Source organism: Mycobacterium sp. E802 (assembly GCF_001666875.1).
Classification (GTDB): Bacteria; Actinomycetota; Actinomycetes; order Mycobacteriales; family Mycobacteriaceae; genus Mycobacterium.
Window position 1 is genome coordinate 1 of record NZ_LZJD01000046.1, and the last position, 24,035, is coordinate 24,035.

A 24,035-nucleotide genomic window follows, 5' to 3' on the forward strand; every position below is an offset into this window, starting at 1 on the left:
AACGTCGAGGTCAAAACCATTCTCGACGCGCTGGCATCCGAGAAATCAAGGCACTAAGGCAAATGACCCAACTCGGGTGAGCTACTTCGGCAGCCCAAGCGCAAAGGCGCAAATCGCCGCCGACCTTGGCGAACACGCCAACGACTACACCGCACGCAAAACAATCCTGTGGGAATCGGACACAGCCACTGACGCAGAAGTCCGCGCAATGGAAGCGAAGCTGATACGCGAGACCAGAGCGAATGATCCGGCCATTGGTTACAACCTTTGGCCGAGACTCTGAGCACGTAATTACGCGCACAAGTCCTCTGACCAGCAGCTAAGCAACACTAGGCATATGACTTACGCAGCGCGCTAAGGCCAGTCAACAGCCGGCTAAGGTGCCCGACTGCGAGGCTCTGACCAGCGGAAACGCTAAGGGTGGCGGGTAACCCCGCTAAGCGTCGTCGCTCACCTCGGTCAGCCAACACAGGGGTGATTACTCTTTTGCTCTAAAAGTCGCGCCGCCAGTCGTATTTTGGTCTGTCCCGCCAGCTATATCCTTTCGCACTGTAAAGCTTGTATGCGTCGTCGGAGCCGGTATCAATTTGCGCGAGGGCGGTTCGTAATTCTCGCACCGCGATGGAAGCGTCGAAGCCAGCTTGAAACCCTAAATCTAGAACCTTCTTCCTCTCGGAAGAGGAATTTGGATACGTACCCTCGGACGATAGAGCCAATCGTTTGTATGCATCTAATAGTATCTCGACTTCTCGCCTCATGATTCGGAGGCGATCCGGCGAGGGTGAGATGAGAGAATTTTCAATATTGCTAATTTCCGTCACTGCGATGGATAGCGCGGACAGCTTGTCTTCTACAGATTCCACATTCGACACGAGTAGGGGATTCTTGACTTCGACGAGAGCCTCGTCAACTGAGCGTAGGTGTACGTGTAGCTCTTTTCGCAATTCGCTTTGGCGGGCGATTACCGAATTTCTCCTTGACAGCCTGTAATTGTAGATTCCCAATAATAGTCCGGCAACACCTGCAGCTTGAGATAGGGACTGTAAAAGGGTGGATGCCCACGTCATGGATCGGAGGATATATGCGTGCTGGCCCTAAACGGGCCGTCGATGACAGTGTGTTGCCGTTTCGGCCACGGTCGAACGGCTCAGCGCGGTTTGCCGCGTTCTGCGAAAAATTCATCCGGGTACCTAAGGGCACCGGAGCGGGTAAGCCGTTGCGGTTGCGTCCGTGGCAGCGAGACCTTGTTGGCAGCGTGCTCGACGCGGACCCGCAGCCACGCATTGCCGGGTGGTGTCTGCCGCGCGGCCAGGGTAAGAGTTCGCTTGTCGCCGCGCTTGGCCTGTACGAGCTGATGACGGGCGGAGAAGGCGCGACCGTGATCGTTGCCGCCGTCGATGAACGACAGGCCGGGATTGTGTTCGGCATCGCTAAGCGCATGGTCGAACTGAACCCGGACCTCGAGAGCCGGGTACAGGTGTTCAAGGATCGGCTGGAAGTTCCGGGCCGTGGCGCATCATTTGCGTGCCTGCCGGCGTCACCGGCAGCCCTAGAGGGTCTGGATTACACGCTGGCAATCGTTGATGAGTGCGGGCGGGTGAACCCGGAAACGTGGGAGGTCGTAGCGCTCGCGCAAGGTAAGCGGGAACGCTCGACGCTTATCGGAATCGGCACGCCGGGGCCGAACGATGACAGCGTTCTAGCTCGGCTACGTGCGTACGATCTTGAGAACCACGACGACACTTCACAGGTTTACGTGGAGCACTCGGCGGCAGGATTCGAGGATCACCCACCGTCGTGTGAACACTGTTGGGAGTTAGCGAATCCCGCGCTTGGTGACTTCTTACACCGTGACGCTCTGCGGGCTTTGTTGCCGCCGAAGATGACCGAGGCGCACTTTAGGCGCGCGCGGCTGTGTCAGTTCGTGGGCGCGCTGGAAAACGCGCTGTTCGACGCGGATACGTGGGACGGGTTGCTGAGCCAGGGACCGATCCCGGACGGTGCAGACGTGGTTATTGCCCTGGACGGCAGCCTCAACAACGATGCCACGGCGCTAGTTGTCGGGTCCGTCGCTAAGGTGCCGCACTTTGACAAGCTCGGCGTGTGGGAGAAACCGCCAGGCGATGACTCTTGGCGGGTGCCGGTGTTCGACGTAGAACAGGCCATCAGGGACGCCGCTAAGCGCTATCGCGTTAAAGAGGTCGCTTTCGATCCGTACCTGTGGACCCGCTCGGCGCAGGCGCTCGAATCCGAGGGTTTGCCAATGGTGGAGTTCCGGCAGTCGCCAGCGCGGCAGACCGCAGCGACGACAGACCTGCACAGCGCTGGGGTAAATGGCAGGTTTACGCAGTCTGGTGACCCGGACCTTAGGCGGCATGTGCTTGCGGCAACGGTGCTGGAAACCGATAACGGCGGCTTGCGTATCGCTAAGGCGGGTCGTCCCCGTCACGCTCGGAAAATCGACCTCTGCACAAGCTTGATGATGGCCCACAGTCGGGCTACTTGGCTTGCCGCACAACAGAAACCACGACGCAAGGCATGGTCCTTCGCGGCGTAGAAAGAACGCACAACTGAATATGTCTCTACAGAATCAGCTAGCAGAGCTGCTAAAGGCGCTCGGCTCGCCGCAAGGCAACATCTTGCGGCTTAACAACTATTACCGGGGTGATCGTGAGCTGACGTTTGTGGCCCCGGAGGTTCAATCGGCGCTCGGTGAGCGCTTCCCGCGTGTGGCCGTGAACTACGTGCGGCTGGCGATTAACTCCATTGCCGAACGGCTCCGGCTGACCGGGTTTAGCGGCGCTGACGTGTGGCCGTTGTGGCTAGCCAATGATCTTGACCAGCGGAGCGCGCTTGTTCACCGCGAGGCGCTGCTAACCGGTGCGGGCTATGTGTCGGTGTGGTCGAACCCGGACGGCAGCCCGCGTATCGCGGTCGAGTCGTGCCGTGAGGTCGCTACGCAGATTGATCCCGGTAGCCGGGAAACCGTTGCGGCGGTGAAGCGTTGGGTTGACACCGTTAAGAAGGAAACTCACGCGGTTCTGTACCTGCCCGACCGGATCGAGCGTTATCGAGCATCGCAGGCTGGCGCGGCGGCGTCGGCGCTGACACTTGTGGAGACGCTGGACAATCCGTTGGGCCAGGTGCCCATCGTTGCGTTCCGCAACGCGGACTTGCCGCTAGATGACGGTGTGTCGGAGGTTGCCGATCTGACGGGTTTGGTCGACATGCTGAGCAAGTTGACTGCTGACCTCATGGTGTCGTCGGAGTACGGCGCGCGTCCACGCCGCTGGGCCACTGGCATTGATCTGGTCGAGGTTCCGAAGCTCGACGCGGACGGAAACCCGGTGCTCGACGGCGAGGGCAACCCGGTCATGGAGACGGTTAACCCGTTCCCTGAATCCGACCGCATGATGATTGCGGACGGCGACAACGCCAAGTTTGGGCAGCTTCCCGGCGCGGACCTGGCCGGTTACCGGACAGCGGTAGACGTGATCCTGTCCGAGATTGCCGCGATTAGTTGTCTACCACCGCATTATCTCGGCGTTCTTCACGCGAACCCGACCAGCGCCGACGCGCTACGGGCCAGCGAAGCCGGGTTAACGGCTAAGGCATCTGCTAAGCAATCGGCATTCGGGCAGTCATGGGAGCAGGTAATGCGGCTTGCCGTGGCTATCCGTGACGGTATCGACCCGGCTGACGTGAATGTGCGTGCCCGCTGGAATGACCCGGCAACCCGTTCCGTTTCGCAGGAAGCTGACGCGGCTCAGAAGTTGTTCGGGGGCGGCCAGCTATTCAGTCGAACCGCAATTCTGCGCCGTATGGGCCTGTCCGAGGATGAGATCGCACAGAACGTTAAAGAGCTGTTTGACGAACAGCAGCAAGAGGCTTACGCCAAGGCAGACCACGGCCTTATGGAATACAACTCGCAGTTTTCGAATAATGCGCAGTTCTGTAAGGCGGTCAATGAAATTACAGAGGACGCAGCATGAGTGACGTTGAAACGGGCCAGGTGCCCACAGAATCGACGGAAACGGACGAAAAAGCATCGGCTAGCGCACCGGGTGCAGATGATGGCACCGGCGGCTCAGAAACGCAATCAGACACCTTTACGCGTGAATATGTAGAAGGCTTGCGTAAAGAGAACGCCGACCACCGGACTAAGGCTAAAGCCGCCGAGGAACGGGCCGACAAGCTCGCGCGCAGGTTGCACGCCGCCCTCGTTGCGGCTAACGGCACGCTGGTCGACCCCGACGCGCTACCGTTCGACCCGAAGCACTTGGAAGACGACGAAAAGCTAAGCGCTGCAATCGAAAATCTAACGACTGCTAAGCCGTACCTTAAGGCGCGTAAGGCGACGGGTGATGCTGGCCAGGGTCCGCGTGGCGACGGTAGGGCGGCTCTGAGCTGGGCGGATTTGTTCACCAAATAACGTGCGCTTGACGCGCAATAGCCTTTTGCGCCCGGTGCGCAATTTCTAGCCCGTCCCGGTGACGGGAAATAACTGAATATTTCAAAATTGAATAGGACAACTACATATGGCTACGCAGCATTCAAACATTGCTGACAGTTTCGCCCCGGCAGCGTTCGGGGAAATGCTCAATAAGGCGATTCAGGCTAAGAGCACTGCTTTCTTGGCTACCACGCTTTTTACGACCGACAAGGTTAAGGTTCAGTTCCCGCTATGGGTGAGTGATCCCGCTGTCTCATGGCTGGCTGAACTTGAGGAAATTACGCCTACGGACGGCTCTACCGGTGAAGTGATTTGTAGTCCGTCTAAGGTTGGTGGCATTACTACCGTATCGAATGAAGCTGTTGAGGATACCGACCCTGCGATTGCGGAGGCCATCGCCAGCGGTATTGCTAATCAGATCGCTACCAGTATTGACGTTGCATTTCTGGGCGACGGTAGCTCTAACGCTAAGGTGCCTGACGGCCTGCTGAGCACCACGTATCAGACGGTCGATACCGGCGCGAGCATTACAAATCTTGATCCGTTCATCGCAGCGATTTTCAAGGCTAAGAGCGTCGGCGCGAACATTGATCGTTGGGTGATGGCCCCGGCCACGGCTGAGGCACTGTCGAAGCTTAAGAAGGCCACCGGTAGCAATGAACCGCTGCTTGAGCTGGTCGCTGACGGTTTGCAGGTGGCCGGTATTCAGGTTCTTACTGACCCGAACGTGGACGCCGCTACGTTCGCTTGGGGTATCGACTCGACGCGGACCACGACGGTTCTCCGCAAGGGCACCGAGGTTAAGCGGTTCGACGTGCCGCGCCAGGACGGGCAGGACGTGCGCGGTATCGCCCGCGTCGGGTTCGCATTCCGGCACCCGCAGGCCAACGTGCGATTGTTCGACGCGGCCTAATCGTGGCAGCGCCGACAGTGAGTGATCTATCGGCGTTTACCGGTCAGCAGCTCGACGCGGGCCAGGCCGAGGCAGTCATAACGATTGTCTCGGCTCACGCCAAGAGTTACACCCGTGGTCGCGGTTGGGGCACAGATGGGAACCCGCACGATGACGTGCGGGCTGTGATCCTTACCGCGTCCGCTCGACTGCTCACGGATACGTCGCAGATCACGTCAGAACACAGCATGGGACCGTTCAGCGTGTCGTACCGGGCCGGATACGGCGACTGGTCGACGGCTGAGCTTTACGTTTTGAACCGCTACCGGGAACGCGCCCGGTAGCCAATGGGTTTGCACCCGGCTTGCTACGGGTGTGGTCGCGCAGCTTAGGAACTGCGCGGCAGTGGCAAGGGCAACCTTGTGTCAACTCCCGCGAGCGCTTGGGGTTGTACCTGCCACAACCTGCCGGGACGGGTCTTGTCTCGGCAGGTCCAACTAACTGAGATACACAGGGCGACTTGAGGATCGAGTTATTGGACGTTGAACGGACGGAACGAAACCGGCTTAACGAAGATGTGGAGTACGCAGGCGGGCCGCGTGGTGGGTTTTCTCCTATTTCTTTCCCACTGTATGAACACGCGACCAAGGTTCGGCCCGGAGTGAAAGGAACGCTCCGGGCCGACCGCGCCGAAGCTCCTTACCGTCGTCCCGGCTCAGTGACCAGACGGGCCAACGGCACCCGAAAATGACCGGCCATCGCTGCGAGCACCTTGATAGACGCGTTACCCGACCAGTCGTCGTCGAACGCGTCATAGACCGTGGACCTACCGACGCCGAGCACCTTCGCAAGCTCGTTGCGGGTCTGGATGTCGTGGTTGTGGAGAAGGTTCTCGACAGCTTGAGGAATCCATCGAATCTGGTACGTCGTCGTCATGGGCGCAGAAGCTACCGCGCTGCGGTCGGGTCCGCGAGTACATGCCGTGTACGTCTGCAAGGGTGCGCTAAGGGTGCAAAGCCCACCGAAATGCAAAAGGTGGGAGAGTCAAAAACCCTCTCCCACCTGCGGGGTGGCTGACGGGACTCGAACCCGCGACAGCCAGGATCACAACCTGGTGCTCTACCAACTGAACTACAGCCACCATCGCCGCGCTGCCTTTCGGCGTATGCGGCTCGTAGATACTAACTGCTCGGGTGTCCTACTGCCGAATCGGTTTCGGGCGCGTCGTCCTTGGGCGGCCCGAGCTCGGCGGCGACAGCGGCGATATCGCTGGTAGACGGCCCGGGCTGGGCAACGAACGCGGTCGAGCGGTAGTACTTGAGTTCGCGGATCGACTCGTGGATGTCGGCCAGCGCGCGGTGTGCGAGGCCCTTCTCGGGCTGACCGAAGTAGATGCGTGGGTACCAGCGCCGGCACAGTTCCTTGATCGAGCTGACGTCGATCATCCGGTAGTGCAGGTAGTCGTCCAGTTTCGGCATGTCGCGGGCGATGAAGCCGCGGTCGGTGGCAATCGAGTTGCCGGCCAGGGGAGCGGCCTTGGCCTGCTTGACGTGGCCGCGGATGTAATCGAGCACCATCTCTTCGGCGGTGGCGAGGTCGACGGTGGACCGCCGCACCTCCTCGGTCAGGCCGGATCGGGCGTGCATCTGTTTGACCACATCGACCATCGACGACAACGCCGCGTCGTCAGCGTGAATCACCACGTCAAGGCCGTCGCCGAGGATGTTCAGGTCAGCGTCGGTGACCAGAACCGCGATCTCGATCAGGCGATCGGACTTCAGGTCCAGGCCGGTCATCTCGCAGTCGATCCATACCAGTTCGTCTCGCACAAAGATCCACAGTATTCCCATAGCTTGCGGTAGAACCGCCACACCCACCGAGCGTGGCGTCCGGCAAGTAGTGTCAGAGCCCGATTGGCTCGTTCGCGCACACTTCGTACCTGGCCGGGAGGACCGCCGCATGACCACGGAATCGACAGCCACCCCTGCGCAGCAGATCGCTGCCGGCTACGCCGTCGAAGGCCAGGCGCTGGAATTGGGAACGGTCCTGGTGGACGGCGTCGTCGACCCGGCCGCCCAGGTGCGCATCCCGTTGGCCACGGTCAACCGGCACGGGCTGATCGCCGGTGCCACCGGTACCGGTAAGACGAAGACGCTGCAGGTGATCGCCGAGCAGCTGTCGGCAGCCGGCGTTCCGGTGATGATGGCCGACGTCAAAGGCGACCTGTCCGGGTTGGCCAAGCCGGGGGAGACCAACGACAAGGTCGACCAGCGCGGCAAGGACACCGGCGATGCCTGGACGCCGACGGCGTTCCCCGTGGAGTTCCTGTCGTTGGGCACCGAGGGCGTCGGGGTTCCGGTGCGCGCCACTATCACCAGCTTCGGTCCGATCCTGCTGTCGAAAGTCTTGGGGCTCAACACCACTCAGGAGTCGACCCTCGGCCTGATCTTCCATTGGGCCGATCAGAAGGGGCTGCCCCTGCTGGACATCAAGGATCTGCGCTCGGTGATCCAGTTCCTCACCAGCGACGAGGGCAAGCCCGAACTCAAGGCTTTGGGTGCGGTGTCGACGACGACTGCCGGTGTCATCCTGCGGGCCCTGGTCAATTTGGAGGCCGAGGGGGCCGACTCGTTCTTCGGTGAGCCCGAACTGGAGCCCAAGGACCTGCTGCGCACGGATCCGCAGGGTCGCGGCATCATCACCCTGTTGGAGTTGGGCGCTCAGGCTGCCCGGCCGGTGATGTTCTCGACGTTCTTGATGTGGGTGCTGGCCGATCTGTTCACGACGCTGCCCGAGGTCGGCGACGTCGACAAGCCCAAGTTGGTCTTCATCTTCGATGAGGCGCATCTGCTGTTCAACGACGCGTCCAAGGCGTTCCTGGAGCAGGTCGAGCAGACCGTCAAGCTGATCCGGTCCAAAGGCGTCGGCGTGTTCTTCTGCACCCAACTGCCCACCGATGTACCCAATGACGTGTTGTCCCAACTGGGCGCCCGGGTGCAGCACGCGTTGCGCGCCTTCACTCCCGATGACCAGAAGGCGCTGTCGAAGACGGTTCGCACCTACCCGAAGACCGATGTCTACGACCTGGAGAAGGCGTTGACGTCGTTGGGGATCGGCGAGGCGATCGTCACGGTGCTCTCGGAGACGGGGGCGCCGACGCCGGTGGCGTGGACTCGGATGCGCGCCCCGCGGTCGTTGATGGACACCATCGGGCCCGAGGAGATCACCGCGGCCGCGAAGGCCAGCCCGCTGCAGGCCACCTATGGCCAGACGGTCGACCGGGATTCGGCATACGAGCGGCTGGCCGCCAAGCTGGCCCCGCCGCCCTCGCCCGAGGATCCGGGTGGCTTCGCCGGGGTCGAGGCGTCCGGCGACATCGAACCGATGCCCGCCCCGGTGCAGCCCCAAGAACCGGGCGTGCTCGAGCAGGTGCTCAAGAGCTCGGCGTTCAAGAGTGCGATGCGCTCGGCGGGCACGGTGATTGGCCGGGAGATCACCCGAAGTATTTTCGGCACGGGGCGCCGCCGCCGCTGAGCGGCGAATCGGGCTACAGCCGCTAAAGCTCGCGCCGATTTCTACCCAGGGGTCGTGATCTGAGCCGATCAACAACCCAGAGGTAGAAATCGGCGTGAAGACAGGCGAAAACTAGCCGCCGCCGAGCTTCTTGTAGACCGCGCCGACGATCGGGGTGACGATCGCCCGTGGGGCGTAGCCGCTGGCCATCGACATGGCCTTGGAGGTCACCCCCGGTACCACCCGCATCTTGTTCTTCTCCAAGGCGTCCAACGACAGCTTGGCGGTGTATTCCGTTGAGATCCACAGGAAGTCGGGGATCAGCCGCTCGACGAGTGACTGCTCGGCCGCGTCGGGCAGCTCGGTGCGCACCGGGCCCGGCGCCAACACGGTGACGTGTACGCCGGCGCCCTTGAGCTCGCCGCGCAGCGACTCGCTGAATGTGTTGGCGAAGGCCTTGGACGCGGCGTAGGTGGCGTTGTTGGGGATGGGGGAGTTGCCGGCCGCCGATCCCGAGATCAGGATGCCGCCGGAGCCGCGCTTGACCATGCCCGGCAGGACCGCCAGGACCAGGTCGTGCACGCCGAGCACGTTGAGCTGCACCTGGGCCTTCTCGCCGGCGGGATCCAGGTCGATCACCGGCCCGAAGGTCGCGGTGCCTGCGTTGGCGCACAGGATCGAGATCTCGCGCTGGGCCAGTTCGTCGCACAGGCCGTCGCGGGCCGCCGGGTCGGTGAGGTCGACGGCACGCACCTCCACGGTCACGCCGTAGCGCTCGGTGAGCCGCTGCGCCAGGGACGTCAGCACGTCCTCCCGCCGGGCGGTGATGATCAGGTGATGGCCGCGGGCGGCGAGCTCGGTGGCCAGCGCCTCACCGATGTTCTGTGAGGCGCCGGTGACGACGGCACGGGCATCCGGACTGGGTGCGGGTACGGGCATGGCGCCAATCCTAGAAGGAGCCAAAACCCATAGGGTGTCGGTCATGACTAACCCCGGGCGGGCGAGGGTGCTCGCGTGGGCGTTGTGGGACTGCGGTGCGACGGGCCTCAACGCAATCGCCGTCACCTTTGTGTTCTCGGTTTATCTGACCGGCGCGGTCGGCTCTGATCTTCCTGGGGACACCACCCCGGCCAGCTGGTTGGGCCGCGCGATGACCGTCGCCGGACTCGCCGTGGCCGTCCTGGCCCCGGTTACCGGTATCTGGGTGGACGCCCCGGAGCGACGCCGTCGGGTGCTCGCGGTGATGACCGGGGCGGCCGTGGCGCTGACATCGGCGATGAGCCTGATCCACGACGACCACCGCTATCTATTGCCCGGCCTGATCTTGCTGGCCTGCACAGCGGCGTGCAACGAGCTGGCCACGGTGCCCTATAACGCCATGCTGCGGCAGTTGTCGACGCCGGAAACCTCCGGACGCATCTCCGGGCTCGGCCTGGCCCTGGGCTACGCGGGCAGCGTCGTGTTGCTGCTTGTGGCCTATGTGGGGTTCATCGCCGGTGACGGGGAGACCCGCGGTCTGCTGGGCATCCCGGCGGCAGACGGGCAGAACGTGCGGGCGGTGATGCTGCTGACCGCGGTCTGGTTCATGTTGTTCGCGCTGCCGGTGTTCATCGTTGTACCGAAGGTGACCGCCACCGGCCCGACCGAACGCGTCGGCCTGTTCGGTGCCTACCGACGACTGTGGGCCGAGATCCGCGGCGAGTGGCGCCGTGACCACAACGTCGTCTACTACCTGTTGGCGAGCGCGGTGTTCCGCGACGGTCTGGCCGGAGTGTTCGCGTTCGGCGCTGTGCTGGGCGTCAACGTCTATGGCATCTCCGAGGCGGACGTGTTGCTGTTCGGCATGAGTGCGTGTGTGATCGCCGCGGTGGGCGCCGTGGTCGGCGGGCAGCTCGATGACCGGCTGGGATCCAAACCTGTCATCGTCGGATCGCTGGTCAGCCTGATCGTGGTCGGGTTGTCCCTGCTGGCCCTGTCCGGTCCGGTGGCCTTCTGGGTGTGCGGGCTGCTGCTGTGCCTGTTCATCGGCCCGACGCTGTCCTCGGCGCGCACCTTGATGCTGAGGCTGACCGCCGACGGCAAGGAGGGCGTGGCCTTCGGGCTCTACACGACCGTCGGTCGCGCGGCGTCATTCCTGGCGCCGTGGCTGTTCTTCACCTTCATCGATCTGTTCGGCACCGACCGGGCCGGCATGGGCGGACTGTGTCTGGTGATGGTGCTGGGGTTGGCCGGGATGCTGGCGGTGCGGGTGCCCGCGCGGCTCAGCGTGTCCCCACGCAGATCGTGATGCCCGAACCGGTGCGGTGCTGGGTCTGGACCCCGTTGACGGTCACCGTGCAGGCCACCTCGGGGCCGAAGTTGACCACGCTGACGCTGGCCGTTTCGGTCGCCGGTTGAGCCAACTCCACCTGCTTGGTCCAGGGCAGCGGGACGTTGAACTCGGTCTGCAGCATGTTGCCCGTGTCCAGGTACGTGATGTTGATGGCCCGGCCCTCACCGGTGACCTCGTAGGTGACGGTCTCCGTCGGACCGGTTGCGGTGGTCGTCGGCGGCGCGATGGTCGGTGCGGGGATCGGGCGGGGTGCCCGTGAGGTCGTGGTGGGTGTCGTCGGCGACGTGCTGAAGCCGGGCGCGGGAGTGATCGGTTGCGGTGGTGCGACCACCGTCTCTTGACGGGAACCGTTGGTGATCACGAGCGCGACGACCAGACCCACCAGGACCAGGATCGCGATGGCGGCCAGGATCCACAGCCACAGCCGGGGCTCATGGCCGTCGGGCTCGGTAGGGGTGGGGGCGCTCGGCGGCGGCGAACCGGCTCCGTACTGACCGGTTGCGCCTGCGTCGTACCCGTAGGGAGGGTAGGACGGCAGCTGCTGGGTGGGATTCGGGTACGCACCCTGATACGGCGGCTGGTTCGCATACGCCGGATCTGGATAGTCAACGGGAGAGCCGCTACCGAACGGTTGGGTCGGGTCAGACCCGTCGCGGCGTGGTGAATCGGTCATGCCCACCTCATGGCTGCGAGGGTACCTGTGCGGATGCTCAGTGTGCCGAGACCGAGGTCACCCGTGCGGTGGCGGGAAGATGGTGGGTGCTCGGCGAATGAAGACAGGAGGGCGCGAGGTGGTCGCAGATCAACACGTGCGGGTGAACTACGGCGCGTCGTTGTCCCCGGATGCGACGGCATTTGCCCACCTGGTCGACGACGGGGGATACCCGCGCGCGGTGCAGCGGTTCCTGCGCGGGTGGCGGGCCAGCTCCTCGCGTGATGTGGAACTGCCCGTCATCGGGCCCGTGACGAAGGTCATCCACTCGGCCGATGGGCACTGGCTGGCGTGCCAGGTGGCCCCGGAAGGCGGCACCCGTAGCCAGATCTGGGTGGTGACCACCGACCCCGACGACCGCGATGCGCGCCGGATCGATTACTGGCCGGCCGAGGTCGGCGAGGGCACCGCGGAGCTGATCGGGTGGGACGGCACCCAGGTGGCGGCGATCCTCACCGGTGAGGACGGCGTCGGTAGTTCCTGCCTGATCGATCCGGCCACCGGGGACACCGTGGTGCTCGACCGTCGTTCCGGCGGCCGGTTGGTCGACGCCTGGGCAGGTGCCTCGCTGGTCCGTGTCGGCCCCCGCGGCTACCACGAACTCATCCTGCTGTGGGGGCACACCGAAATCGCGCTGTTGCCGGCCGATCCCGGCTCGGTCACCGATTTCGGAGTGATCCTCGACGATCACACGCCACGCCGGTTGCGCAGCGGCATCGACGGGGAGACCGGCTTGTACCATCCGGCCAGCACCTACGGCCCGGACAGCACGGAAGGCTTTGTGCGGGCGTTGATCCGCAGTGACAACGGCGCCGGCTACGCCCGTCTGCTCGAGGTGACCGTCACCGCCGAGGGCGTGTCCTATCACGTGGTGGCCGAACGTCCGGGCTATGACCTCGACGAGTTCGTGGTCAGTGACGACCTGTCCACCGTCGCGCTGCTGTGGAACATCAACGGCCGCAGTGAGTTACAGATTCTGGAATACTTCGATGAGACCCTGTCGGCGCCGATACCCCTGCCCGGGCCGGTGGCCGGAGAGCTGAGTATCAGCGCCGGCGGATCCATGGTGGCCGTCACCGTGCAGGGGCCGTCGTTGCCGCGCACCGTCGAACTCGTCGATCCGCGGTCGCTGGAGTGGGAGCGGATCGACCGGGAACCGAGCCGCGGACCGCTCACCGAGGCACCGACGCTGGAACGGATCTCCGCGCGGGACGGCCTCGAGCTCACCGCGTGGCTGTATCGGCCGCAGACCGAAACGGTCGGTGCGGTGATGTTTCTGCACGGCGGCCCCGAGGGGCAGGCACGTCCCGAATACAACGAGATCTTCCCGGCGCTGCTGGACGCCGGATTCGCGGTGTTGACTCCGAACGTGCGCGGCTCGGGCGGATTCGGCCGGGCGTTCGTGCACGCCGACGACAAGGAATTGCGGTTCGCCGCAATCGATGACGTCGCCGACTGTGCGCGCTATCTGGTCGACCGCGGTATCGCCCCCGCCGACAAGTTGGCCTGCACCGGTTGGTCTTACGGCGGTTACCTGACCCAGGCGGTGCTGGCGTTCCACCCGGAGCTGTTCGTGGCCGGCATCAGTATCTGCGGGATGAGCGATCTGAACACCTTCTACCGCACCACCGAACCGTGGATCGCGGCGGCCTCCTATCCCGAATACGGCCACCCGGTGGCGGATCGGGATCTGCTGGAACGACTTTCGCCGTTGCCGAAGGCGGACAAGATCATCGCTCCGCTGCTTCTGGTGCACGGCGGCAACGACACCAACGTGTTGCCCGACGAATCCCGGCAGATGTACGACGCGCTGGTGGCACTGGGACGCACCGTCGAACTGTTGATCTTCGACGATGACGGGCACGAGATCGTCAAGCGGGAAAACCGTGCGGTGCTGGTCGACACCGCGACCCGCTGGCTGTCCAAGGCGTTCGGCGTCTAGCCGGCCGCGGTCAGCGCCGCCAGCGTCATACGGCGCAACACGGCGCGCGAATGCGCCTTGGACACAGCTGGTCTCACGCTGTACGGGGTGGAGTTCAGCAATCCGAACGCGGCGTGGGCCATCACCCGGGCATCCTCTTCGGCCAGCTCCGGGTGCAGCCGTGTCAGCACCGTCACCCAGATCTCCACGTACTGCCGCTGAGCCCGGCGCACCTGTCGCCTGGCGGTGTCGGGCAGATGCGCCAGATCGCGATCCTGGATGCGGATCAGGTCGGATTCGCCGAAGACGAAGTCGAGGTGGAAGTCCACCAGGCTGTCCAGTGACTCCGCGGGCTCGTCGATTGTGGCGGTCACTTCCTGTGCCCCGGCGAGCAGCCGGGTACTGATGCCCACCAGCAGTTCGACCAACAGCGCTTCCTTGTTGGGGAAGTGCCGGTAGATGGCCGGCCCGCTGATACCGACGGCCGCGCCGATGTCCTCCAGTCGCACCGCGAGATAGCCGCGCTCAGCCATGAGCCGTTCGGCGGCGGCGATCAACTGGTCGCGACGATCGGACTTGGCGCGACTGCGACGGGTGACGGCGCGCTCGGACATGGCGCCTCCGGGGGTAGACAACTCAGTTAATGAAAACTAACCTATCACGAGTTAGTTGTCATTAACCGAAATGGGAGCTGCCTTGTCATCGCACCGCGACGAGCACCTGGCGCTGGTCGAGCAACTGCGCACCAAGCTCGCCACCGCCGCACTCGGCGGCCCGGAACGGGCCCGCCAACGCCACGTCAATCGGGGCAAGCTGCTTCCCCGAGATCGCGTCGACGGCCTGCTGGACTCGGGCAGCCCGTTTTTGGAGATCGCCGCATTGGCGGCCGACGGGATGTACGACGACGAATGTCCCGGCGCCGGAATGATCACCGGCATCGGCCGGGTGTCGGGCCGGGAGTGCCTGATCGTGGCCAATGACGCCACGGTCAAGGGCGGCACGTACTACCCGATCACGGTCAAGAAGCACCTGCGCGCCCAGGAGATCGCGCTGCAGAACAAGCTGCCCTGCATCTACCTGGTCGATTCCGGCGGCGCGTTCCTGCCGCGTCAGGACGAGGTCTTCCCCGACCGCGAGCACTTCGGCCGGATCTTCTACAACCAGGCCACGATGAGCGCACAAGGCGTCGCGCAGATCGCCGCGGTGCTCGGCTCGTGCACCGCCGGCGGGGCCTATGTGCCCGCGATGAGCGACGAGGCCGTCATCGTGCGTAACCAGGGCACGATCTTCCTGGGCGGCCCGCCGCTGGTCAAGGCCGCCACCGGTGAGGTGGTCACCGCCGAGGAACTCGGCGGCGGAGACCTGCACTCCAAGACCTCCGGCGTCACCGACCACCTGGCCCATGACGACCGCGACGCCTTGCGGATCGTGCGCAACATCGTGGCCACCCTGGGGCCGGCCGACGCGCCGCCGTGGGCGGTGGCGCCCACCGTGGACGCCGTGGCCGATCAGACCGAGCTCTACGACGTGGTCCCGGTCGATGCCCGCGTGCCCTACGACGTGCACGAGGTGATCACCCGCATCGTCGACGGCGGCGAGTTCAACGAGTTCAAAGCCGAGTACGGCACCACGCTGGTCACCGGGTTCGCCCGCATCCACGGTCATCCGGTCGGCATCGTCGCCAACAACGGCGTGCTGTTCGGCGAATCTGCGCTCAAGGGAGCACATTTCATCGAGCTGTGCGACAAACGCAAGGTCCCGTTGCTGTTCCTGCAGAACATCGCCGGGTTCATGGTCGGCCGCGACTACGAGGCCTCCGGTATTGCCAAGCACGGCGCCAAGATGGTCACCGCGGTGGCCTGCGCCCGGGTGCCGAAGTTGACCGTGGTGATCGGCGGCTCCTACGGGGCGGGCAACTACTCGATGTGCGGGCGGGCGTATTCCCCGCGCTTCCTGTGGATGTGGCCGAACGCGCGTATCTCCGTGATGGGTGGTGAACAGGCGGCGTCGGTGCTGGCCACCGTGCGCGGCGACATGAGCGCCGACGAGGAAGAACAGTTCAAGGCGCCGATCCGCGCCCAGTACGAGCACCAGGGCAACCCGTACTACTCGACCGCCCGGCTCTGGGACGACGGGGTGATCGACCCCGCGGACACCAGAACTGTGCTCGGCCTTGCCCTTTCGGTTGTCGGCCGGGCTCCGCTGGAGCCGGTCTCCTACGGCGTTTTCCGGATGTGATGATGACTTCAACCTCGTTGTTCCACACAGTCCTCGTCGCCAATCGTGGCGAAATCGCGGTGCGGGTCATCCGCACCCTGCGGGCCATGGGTATCCGGTCGGTGGCGGTGTTCAGCGACGCCGACGCGCAGGCCCGGCACGTCACCGAAGCCGATGTGGCGGTCCGCCTGGGGCCCGCCGCGGCGCGACAGAGTTACTTGAACATCGACGCTGTCGTCTCGGCAGCGCAGCGCACCGGGGCCCAGGCGGTGCATCCCGGCTACGGATTCCTTTCCGAGAACGCCGAGTTCGCTGCGGCCCTGCAGTCCGCGGGCATCGTGTTCATCGGGCCGCCCGCCTCCGCGATCGCCACCATGGGCGACAAGATCGCGGCCAAGGCTGCAGTCTCAGCGTTCGGTGTTCCTGTGGTGCCGGGCATCTCGCGTCCGGGCCTGACCGACGAGGACCTGATCGCAGGGGCGCCCGAGGTCGGGTTCCCGGTGCTGGTCAAGCCGTCGGCAGGCGGTGGCGGCAAGGGTATGCGGGTGGTCGAACAGGCTGCCGATCTCCCGGCCGCACTGGCGAGTGCTCGGCGTGAGGCCGCGGCGGCGTTCGGTGACGACACGTTGTTCCTGGAACGATTCGTGTTGCGGCCCCGGCATATCGAGGTGCAGGTGCTCGCCGACGGGCACGGCAACGTGATCCATCTGGGGGAGCGGGAGTGCAGCTTGCAGCGCCGCCATCAGAAGGTGATCGAGGAGGCTCCCTCGCCGCTGCTGGATCCGGCCACCCGCGCGCGCATCGGTGCGGCCGCATGTGACACCGCGCGTAGTGTCGATTACACCGGTGCCGGCACGGTGGAGTTCATCGTGTCCGCCGATGCGCCGGACGAGTTCTTCTTCATGGAGATGAACACCCGACTGCAGGTCGAACACCCGGTGACCGAAATGGTCACCGGAGTCGACCTGGTGGAGCAGCAGATCCGGATCGCGGCCGGTGAGAAGCTGGCCTTCGCTCAGGACGACATCGTGATGACCGGGCACGCCGTGGAAGCTCGGGTGTACGCGGAGGACCCGGCCAACGGCTTCCTGCCCACCGGCGGACCGGTGCTCGGGCTGCGGGAGCCGTCGGGACCGGGGGTGCGGGTCGATTCGGGTCTGGCCGCCGGAACCGTGGTCGGCAGCGACTACGACCCGATGCTCTCGAAGGTCATCGCCCACGGCTCCGATCGGACTGCCGCGTTGCACACGCTGGACCGTGCGTTGGCTGACACCGCGGTACTGGGCCTGACCACCAACACCGAGTTCCTTCGATTCCTGTTGGCCGACCCCGACGTGGCGGCGGGCCGGTTGGACACCGGCCTGTTGGACCGTCGCGCACCGGATTTCGCCCCGGAAGCCCTCGGCGATGCCGAGCTGATCGCCGCAGCGGCCTACCAGTGGATCAACGACTGGTCCCAAGCCGGCGATGACCTGTGGGCCCGGCCGACCGGCTGGCGGGTCGGCGAACGTGCCCCGGCCGCCTTCCGGCTGCGGGCCGACGATCGCACCGACCACGTGTATCTCGCCGGTACCCCGGGGCAGGCCACCGCCACGGTCGAGAACGGTGAAACCCACACCGTGAGCGCCGCTTTCGTCGACGGCCAGTTCACCGTCACCCTCGACGGCCTGCGTACCGAGTATCGGGTCGCCACGCAACTCAGTGGCTGGGTCGGGCAGCTCTGGCTCGCCGGTGGCGGGCGAAGCTTCGTCATCGAGGAGGTCCGAGAGGCGCCGGTGCGCCCCGAGGACGCGCACAGCGGCGACGCCGAACTCGTCAGCCCGATGCCCGGATCCGTTGTCGCCGTGGGTGTGGAGAACGGCGCGCAGGTGTCCGCCGGGACGATGGTGGTCACCGTCGAGGCCATGAAGATGGAGCATGCCCTGACCGCACCCACCGAGGGTGTGGCCGAACTACTCGTCGCCGTCGGCGACCAGGTCAAGGTGGGTCAGCCGCTGGCCCGGATTACCGCTGCAACACAGGAGAACGAGCAATCATGAGTGACTTCTTGTCGACCGGCACCCTGCCGGACCACTATGCGGAGCTGGCCAAGACCGTCCGCGATTTCGCCCAGAGTGTGGTGGCCCCGGTGGCGGCCAAACACGACGAGGAACATTCGTTTCCGTACGAGGTCGTCTCCGGGATGGCCGACATGGGACTGTTCGGTCTGCCGTTCCCCGAGGAGTACGGCGGCATGGGCGGCGACTACTTCGCCCTGTGCCTGGCCCTGGAAGAGCTCGGCAAGGTCGACCAGAGCGTGGCCATCACGCTGGAGGCCGGGGTCTCGCTGGGTGCGATGCCGGTCTACCGCTTCGGCAACGATGCGCAGAAGCAGGAATGGTTGCCGCTGCTGGCTTCCGGTAAGGCACTGGGCGCGTTCGGCCTGACCGAGGCCGGCGGCGGCAGCGACGCCGGGGCCACCAAGACCACCGCGAAACTCGACGGCGACACTTGGGTGATCAACGGCTCCAAGCAGTTCATCACCAACTCCGGCACCGACATCACCAAACTCGTCACCGTCACGGCGGTGACCGGGGAACGCGACGGTGGCAAGAAAGAGATCTCCTCGATCCTGGTGCCGGTGCCCACCGAGGGCTTCACCGCCGAGCCGGCGTACAACAAGGTCGGCTGGAACGCCTCGGACACCCACCCGCTGAGCTTCGACGACGTCCGCGTGCCGGCCGAGAACCTGCTCGGCGAGCGGGGCCGCGGCTACGCCAACTTCCTGCGCATCCTCGACGAGGGCCGCATCGCCATCGCCGCGCTGTCCGTCGGGGTGGCTCAGGGCTGTGTCGACGAATGTGTCAAGTACGCCAAGGAACGTCAGGCATTCGGCGCAGCGATCGGCACCTACCAGGCGATCGCCTTCAAGATCGCCCGGATGGAGGCCCGAGCCCACACCGCCCGCGCCGCCTACTACGACGCGGCGGCCTTGATGCTGTCCGGCAAGCCGTTCAAGAAGGCCGCGTCGGTGGCCAAGCTGGTCTCCAGCGAGGCCGCCATGGACAACGCCCGCGATGCCACCCAGATCTTCGGTGGCTACGGATTCATGAACGAGTACCCGGTGGCACGTCATTACCGGGACAGCAAGATTCTCGAAATCGGTGAGGGGACAACGGAAGTGCAGCTGATGCTGATCGCGCGGGAGGCAGGCCTGTGAGCGCGTCCGGGGGAGAGGGGGCCGAGAAAGTCATCCGCCAGCGCGGGTTGTGGTACGAGGAACTGGAGCCCGGCGTGCGCTACGTGCACGCCCCCGGCCGGACCATCACCGAGGCCGACAACGTGCTGTTCACCACCGTCACCATGAACACCCAGGCACTGCACCTCGACGCCGCTTGGTCGGACGAGCAGCCGCCGTTCAACGCCCGTCTGGTCAATTCGATGTTCACCCTGGCCACCCTGGTCGGCCTTTCGGTCACCCAGATGACCCAGGGCACCACCGTGGGCAATCTCGGCTTCTCCGATATCGCGTTCCCCAAGCCGATGTTCCACGGCGACACGCTGTACGCCGAAACCGTCGTCACTGAGAAGCGCGAATCCAAGAGCCGCCCCGGCGAGGGGATCGTGACGTTCGTGCACACCGGACGCAACCAGCACGGTGACGTCGTCGCCACCGCCACCCGCAAGGCGATGATGCGCAAGAAGCCCAGCGAGGAGAACTAAGTGCCCTTGGACAACGCCGGCCCGGCCTGGATCTTCTGCCCGGCCGACCGACCGGAACGGTTCGAAAAGGCCGCCGCGGCAGCCGATATCGTCATCCTGGATTTGGAGGACGGGGCCGGGGACAAGCCCGCGGCGCGCGAAGCGATCGTCAACACCCCGCTCGACCCCAACCGCACCGTCATCCGGATCAACCCGGGTGACACCGCGGAGCAGAAGCTGGACCTCGAAGCGCTGCAACGCACCGCGTACACGACCGTGATGCTGCCCAAATGCGAATCGGCCGAACAGATCACCGCCCTGGCGCCGCTGGAGGTGGTGTTCATCGTGGAGAGTCCGTTGGGTGCGCTCAAGATCGCCGAGTGCGCGGCGGCGGCCAACACCGTCGGCGTGTTCTGGGGCGCCGAGGATCTGTTCGGGTTCCTCGGTGGCACCGCCAACCGCTACCCCGACGGCAGCTACCGCGAGGTCGCCCAGCATGTCCGGTCGCAGTCGCTGTTGGCTGCGAAGGCCTACGGCAAGCTCGCGCTCGATTCGGTGTACATCGACATCAAGGACCTCGACGGCCTGCGCCGCGAGGTCGACGACGCCGTAGCGGTCGGTTTCGACATCAAGGTGGCCCTGCATCCCACTCAAGTCGCGGTGATCCGGGACGGCTATGCACCCTCGGACGAGCAGGTGCAGTGGGCACGACACGTGTTGGCCGCCGCGGCGGATCAGCGTGGTGCTTTCGCGTTCGAGGGCATAATGGTGGATGCCCCAGTGCTGCGACGGGCCGAGCGGATCGTCCAGCTAGCGCCACACCCAGGCACCTAGCCGGAGGCCTCTCACCAGGGGTTTTGCACGTGCCGCCGCTGCGCTGAGCACCTCATGGACTGGCGGCGCAACATGCCGCCACCCGAGAAGGAGGCGGTATGGCTGAGTCATATGCGGCGCCGGTTACCGAGGTACCGAGCGTCGATCTCGATCCGGTGCGTCTGGTCGATGCCGACGGATCACCCACCGACGAGACGCGGTACCGCCGCGATCTGCCCGACGAGACGTTGGGCTGGCTCTACGAGTCCATGGTCGTCACCCGCGAACTGGACACCGAGTTCGTCAATCTGCAGCGTCAGGGTGAGCTGGCGCTGTACGCCTCGTGTCGAGGTCAGGAGGCCGCGCAGGTCGGCGCGACGGCCTGCCTGCGCAAAACTGACTGGTTGTTCCCGCAGTATCGGGAGATCGGCGCGTTTCTACTGCGCGGCATCACCCCGGCCCAGATGGGCACGGTGTGGCGGGGCAAGTGGCACGGCGGGCAGGATTTCACCGCCAAGTGCGTCGCGCCGATCTCGATCCCGATCGGCACCCACGGCCTCCACGCGGTGGGTGCGGCCATGGCGGCCCAACGCCTCGACGAGGATTCCGTGACCGTGGCGTTCCTCGGTGACGGCGCCACCAGCGAGGGCGACGCGCACGAGGCGCTGAACCTGGCCGCGGTGTTCGCCGCGCCGTGTGTGTTCTTCGTCCAGAACAACCAGTGGGCGATCTCGGTGCCGGTGCACAAGCAGCAGGCCGGGCCCTCGATCGCACACCGCGCGATCGGCTACGGCATGCCCGGCATTCGCGTCGACGGCAACGATGTCCTGGCCTGTTACGCGGTGATGGCCGAAGCCGCCGAACGCGCCCGCGCCGGTGGCGGCCCGACGCTCATCGAGGCGATCACCTACCGGATGGGTCCGCACACCACGTCCGACGACCCGACTCGTTACCGGGCGGCCGACGAGGTCGAGGAGTGGCTACGTCGCGACCCGATCGCCCGGTATCGCACGTACCTGCACACCCTCGGCGTGCTCGACGAGCGGCTGGAGCAACGCGTCGCCGCGCGGGCCCGCCGGTTGTGTAGCGAGTTGCGCGACACCATCGTCGGGGCGCCCGACGCCGATCCGACCGAGCTTTTCGACTCCGTGTATGCCGAGATCACCCCTGATCTGGCCCGCCAACGTGATCAGTTGTTGGCCGAACTGGCGAAGGAGGCGTGAGACCTGTGACACTGATCATCGATCGTCCTGCCGCTCAAGGTGATTCGCCCGAGCCGTGGGAGCCTGACTTCACCTCGGTGCAATCGGCGCCGCAGGCAGCGTTGCCGGCGACCGCCGAACTGACCATGGTGGCGGCGATCAACCGTGCGCTGCACGATGCGATGGTCGCCGACGACCATGTGCTGGTGTTCGGCGAAGACGTCGCCACCCTCGGCGGGGTGTTCCGGGTCACCGAGGGACTGGCCGAGACCTTCGGTGCCCAGCGGTGTTTCGACACCCCACTGGCTGAATCGGCGATCATCGGGGTGGCTGTCGGACTGGCGATCCGCGGGTTCACCCCGGTGCCGGAGATCCAGTTCGACGGGTTCAGCTATCCGGCTTTCGACCAGATCGCCAGTCACCTGGCCAAGTACCGGATGCGCACCCACGGGGACATCAACATGGGTGTGACGGTGCGGATTCCGTCGTTTGGCGGCATCGGGGCGGTGGAGCACCACTCGGAGTCCACCGAGTCGTATTGGCTGCACACGGCCGGCCTCAAGGTGGTCGTACCGTCGACCCCGTCCGACGCGTACTGGCTGCTGCGGTACTCGATCAGCAGCCCCGACCCGGTGATCTTCCTGGAGCCCAAGCGGCGGTACTGGGCACGTGAACTCGTCGACACCGGTGCACCGGCGCCGCCGATCGGCCAGGCAATGCTGCGGCGCAACGGAACCGACGTCACCGTCATCACCTACGGCGGCCTGGTGGCAACCGCGCTGAATGCCGCCGACCTGGCCGACGAACGCGGTTGGAGCCTCGAGGTTGTCGATCTGCGTTCACTGAACCCGCTCGATTTCGACACGGTGGCCGCGTCGGTGCGGCGCACAGGCCGAGCCGTCGTGATGCATGAGGGGCCGCGCACGCTGGGCTTCGGGGCCGAGCTGGCTGCCCGGATCTCCGAAGAGTGCTTCTATGACCTCGAGGCACCGGTGTTGCGTGCCACCGGTTTCGACACCCCCTACCCGCCGGCTCGGCTGGAGAAGGTGTGGCTGCCAGGCGTCGATCGGTTGCTCGACTGCGTCGAGCGCGCGGTGGGGCAGCCGTGAACCGGGAGTTCCTGGTTCCTGACCTCGGTGAGGGACTGCAGGACGCCACGATCACCAGTTGGAGTGTGGCTGTGGGCGACACCGTCGAGCTCAATCAGACGGTGTGTACGGTCGAGACCAACAAGGCCGAGGTGGAGATCCCCAGCCCGTTCGCCGGCCAGGTGCTCGAGCTCGGCGGTGCAGCGGGGGACACCTTGATGGTCGGGTCACTGCTGGTTCGGATCGACACCCGTGAGCCTGCCGCTGCATCAACCGCAGCCCCGAAAAGTGCCGGTACGCCCCGTAAGTCGGTCCTGGTGGGTTACGGCACCGACGACACGATGGATGTCAGCAGGCGCGCGGCGACGGCGGACAGCCCGCGGGCACGGGCCAAACCGCCGGTCCGCAAACTGGCCGCCAACCTGCACGTCGACCTCCAGAAGCTGGCACCGGGATCCGGGCCGGAGGGGATCGTCACCCGTGACGACGTGCTGGCCGCCGCGGGCGGTTCGGACATCGTCGACGTCGGTGGCGTCCAGACCGCAATGGCCCGACGGATGTCGTTGTCGCGTAAGGAAATCCCGGATGCTCATGCCCGGGTGGACGTGGACTGCTCCGCGTTGCTGCAGCTGCGTGACCGTGTCAAGAGCGCCGACGCGGAACTGCCTGCCACGCCGTTCGTGCTGACGTTGCGACTGCTGGTCCTGACGCTCGGACGCCATCAGATGCTGAACTCCACCTGGCTCGAAACCGCCGAAGGCCCACAGATTCACCGGCACCCGGCCGTACACCTGGGATTCGGCGTGGCGGCACCGCGCGGACTGCTGGTCCCCGTGATCCGCGACGCGCAGTCGATGACGACCCGAGAGTTGGCCACCGCGGTGACCCGGCTGATCGAGCGGGCCAGAGCCGGAACACTCAGCCCCGCCGAGCTGAGCGGGTCGACGTTCACCGTGTCGAACTTCGGCGCACTCGGACTGGACGACGGTGTGCCGGTGATCAATTATCCGGAGGCAGCCATTCTGGGAATGGGCTCGATGAAACCGCGGCCGGTCGTGGTCGACGGGGCTGTGGTGTCCCGCCCCACCATGTCACTGACGTGTGCGTTCGACCATCGCATCGTCGACGGTGCACAGGTTGCCGCGTTCCTGCGTGACCTGCGTGCGCTGATCGAGGCGCCCGAGCTGGCTGTGATCGACCTGTAGCGGAGG

22 protein-coding genes and 1 tRNA gene are annotated in these 24,035 nt (G+C 65.2%); 16 read left to right on the top strand and 7 right to left on the bottom strand.

Annotation, left to right across the window (positions count from 1 at the left end):
* Positions 1-283, top strand: a 283-nt coding sequence (locus A5699_RS28390) for a hypothetical protein (RefSeq protein ID WP_231965615.1), incomplete at its 5' end; no start/stop codon positions are given.
* A gap of 208 nt (positions 284-491) precedes the next feature.
* Here the strand turns inward: A5699_RS28390 and A5699_RS28985 are convergent.
* Entirely contained in the window at positions 492-1,067 is a 576-nt protein-coding gene (locus A5699_RS28985; RefSeq protein WP_157561116.1) for a hypothetical protein, read from the bottom strand.
* A gap of 14 nt (positions 1,068-1,081) precedes the next feature.
* On the opposite strand from A5699_RS28985, the gene A5699_RS06415 reads away from it, so the two are divergent.
* The 4 genes from A5699_RS06415 to A5699_RS06430 all read left to right on the top strand — a co-directional run bounded on the left by A5699_RS06415 (position 1,082) and on the right by A5699_RS06430 (position 5,366).
* Positions 1,082-2,557, top strand: coding sequence for a terminase large subunit domain-containing protein (locus A5699_RS06415; protein ID WP_067767088.1), 1,476 nt, complete (start codon positions 1,082-1,084; stop codon positions 2,555-2,557).
* A gap of 19 nt (positions 2,558-2,576) precedes the next feature.
* On the top strand, positions 2,577-3,992 hold the full coding sequence (locus A5699_RS06420) for a phage portal protein (protein ID WP_067767091.1): 1,416 nt from the start codon (positions 2,577-2,579) through the stop codon (positions 3,990-3,992).
* Positions 3,989-4,432 (top strand): hypothetical protein, encoded by a 444-nt coding sequence (locus tag A5699_RS06425; RefSeq protein WP_067767094.1) that lies wholly within the window; start codon positions 3,989-3,991, stop codon positions 4,430-4,432. The genes A5699_RS06420 and A5699_RS06425 overlap by 4 nt, the downstream gene beginning before the upstream one ends.
* 106 nt (positions 4,433-4,538) lie before the next feature.
* Positions 4,539-5,366, top strand: a complete 828-nt coding sequence (locus A5699_RS06430; protein WP_067767097.1) for a phage major capsid protein — start codon at positions 4,539-4,541, stop codon at positions 5,364-5,366.
* Positions 5,367-6,044: 678 nt separating this feature from the next.
* Here the strand turns inward: A5699_RS06430 and A5699_RS06440 are convergent.
* The 3 genes from A5699_RS06440 to orn form a co-directional block, all read right to left on the bottom strand.
* Entirely contained in the window at positions 6,045-6,281 is a 237-nt protein-coding gene (locus A5699_RS06440) for a helix-turn-helix transcriptional regulator (protein ID WP_067767103.1), read from the bottom strand.
* A 132-nt stretch (positions 6,282-6,413) separates the two neighbouring features.
* Positions 6,414-6,486 (bottom strand) — tRNA-His (locus A5699_RS06445).
* Positions 6,487-6,526: 40 nt separating this feature from the next.
* Positions 6,527-7,174: an oligoribonuclease gene (gene orn, locus A5699_RS06450; protein WP_067767450.1), complete on the bottom strand. Its 648-nt coding sequence runs from the start codon at positions 7,172-7,174 to the stop codon at positions 6,527-6,529.
* A gap of 130 nt (positions 7,175-7,304) precedes the next feature.
* On the opposite strand from orn, the gene A5699_RS06455 reads away from it, so the two are divergent.
* Entirely contained in the window at positions 7,305-8,879 is a 1,575-nt protein-coding gene (locus A5699_RS06455) for a helicase HerA-like domain-containing protein (RefSeq protein WP_067767106.1), read from the top strand.
* Between the two features lie 111 nt (positions 8,880-8,990).
* Here the strand turns inward: A5699_RS06455 and cmrA are convergent, their stop codons facing one another.
* Positions 8,991-9,797, bottom strand: coding sequence for a mycolate reductase (cmrA, locus tag A5699_RS06460; RefSeq protein WP_067767109.1), 807 nt, complete (start codon positions 9,795-9,797; stop codon positions 8,991-8,993).
* Positions 9,798-9,840: 43 nt separating this feature from the next.
* On the opposite strand from cmrA, the gene A5699_RS06465 reads away from it, so the two are divergent.
* Positions 9,841-11,145: an MFS transporter gene (locus A5699_RS06465; protein WP_157561117.1), complete on the top strand. Its 1,305-nt coding sequence runs from the start codon at positions 9,841-9,843 to the stop codon at positions 11,143-11,145.
* Here A5699_RS06465 and A5699_RS28990 read toward each other — a convergent pair.
* Entirely contained in the window at positions 11,120-11,863 is a 744-nt protein-coding gene (locus tag A5699_RS28990) for an MmpS family transport accessory protein (RefSeq protein ID WP_067767453.1), read from the bottom strand. The two genes, A5699_RS06465 and A5699_RS28990, sit on opposite strands and share 26 nt — an antisense overlap.
* Before the next feature lie 97 nt (positions 11,864-11,960).
* Between A5699_RS28990 and A5699_RS06475 the strand changes: the two genes are divergently transcribed.
* On the top strand, positions 11,961-13,844 hold the full coding sequence (locus A5699_RS06475; protein WP_067767112.1) for a S9 family peptidase: 1,884 nt from the start codon (positions 11,961-11,963) through the stop codon (positions 13,842-13,844).
* Here A5699_RS06475 and A5699_RS06480 read toward each other — a convergent pair.
* Entirely contained in the window at positions 13,841-14,437 is a 597-nt protein-coding gene (locus tag A5699_RS06480; protein ID WP_067767115.1) for a TetR/AcrR family transcriptional regulator, read from the bottom strand. The genes A5699_RS06475 and A5699_RS06480 overlap by 4 nt on opposite strands.
* A gap of 70 nt (positions 14,438-14,507) precedes the next feature.
* Here A5699_RS06480 and A5699_RS06485 point away from each other — a divergent pair, with 70 nt between their 5' ends.
* From A5699_RS06485 to A5699_RS06520, 8 genes are all read left to right on the top strand, one after another.
* Positions 14,508-16,061: a carboxyl transferase domain-containing protein gene (locus A5699_RS06485; RefSeq protein WP_067767118.1), complete on the top strand. Its 1,554-nt coding sequence runs from the start codon at positions 14,508-14,510 to the stop codon at positions 16,059-16,061.
* Positions 16,062-16,078: 17 nt separating this feature from the next.
* The gene (locus tag A5699_RS06490) at positions 16,079-18,079 is read left to right on the top strand and encodes an acetyl-CoA carboxylase biotin carboxylase subunit (RefSeq protein ID WP_369806668.1); all 2,001 of its coding nucleotides are present in this window, start codon (positions 16,079-16,081) and stop codon (positions 18,077-18,079) included.
* Entirely contained in the window at positions 18,076-19,239 is a 1,164-nt protein-coding gene (locus A5699_RS06495; RefSeq protein WP_067767121.1) for an acyl-CoA dehydrogenase family protein, read from the top strand. The genes A5699_RS06490 and A5699_RS06495 overlap by 4 nt, the downstream gene beginning before the upstream one ends.
* Entirely contained in the window at positions 19,236-19,742 is a 507-nt protein-coding gene (locus A5699_RS06500; RefSeq protein WP_067767124.1) for a MaoC family dehydratase, read from the top strand. The genes A5699_RS06495 and A5699_RS06500 overlap by 4 nt, the downstream gene beginning before the upstream one ends.
* Positions 19,743-20,555 carry a CoA ester lyase gene (locus tag A5699_RS06505; protein ID WP_067767127.1) on the top strand — a complete coding sequence of 271 codons (813 nt, stop codon included), beginning with the start codon at positions 19,743-19,745 and terminating at the stop codon, positions 20,553-20,555.
* Positions 20,556-20,653: 98 nt separating this feature from the next.
* The gene (gene pdhA / locus A5699_RS06510) at positions 20,654-21,757 is read left to right on the top strand and encodes a pyruvate dehydrogenase (acetyl-transferring) E1 component subunit alpha (protein WP_067767136.1); all 1,104 of its coding nucleotides are present in this window, start codon (positions 20,654-20,656) and stop codon (positions 21,755-21,757) included.
* Between the two features lie 77 nt (positions 21,758-21,834).
* Positions 21,835-22,845, top strand: a complete 1,011-nt coding sequence (locus A5699_RS06515) for an alpha-ketoacid dehydrogenase subunit beta (protein ID WP_304528242.1) — start codon at positions 21,835-21,837, stop codon at positions 22,843-22,845.
* Complete coding sequence (locus A5699_RS06520) at positions 22,842-24,029, top strand: dihydrolipoamide acetyltransferase family protein (RefSeq protein ID WP_067767142.1); 1,188 nt, start codon at positions 22,842-22,844, stop codon at positions 24,027-24,029. The genes A5699_RS06515 and A5699_RS06520 overlap by 4 nt, the downstream gene beginning before the upstream one ends.
* The last annotated feature ends 6 nt before the right edge of the window (positions 24,030-24,035 follow it).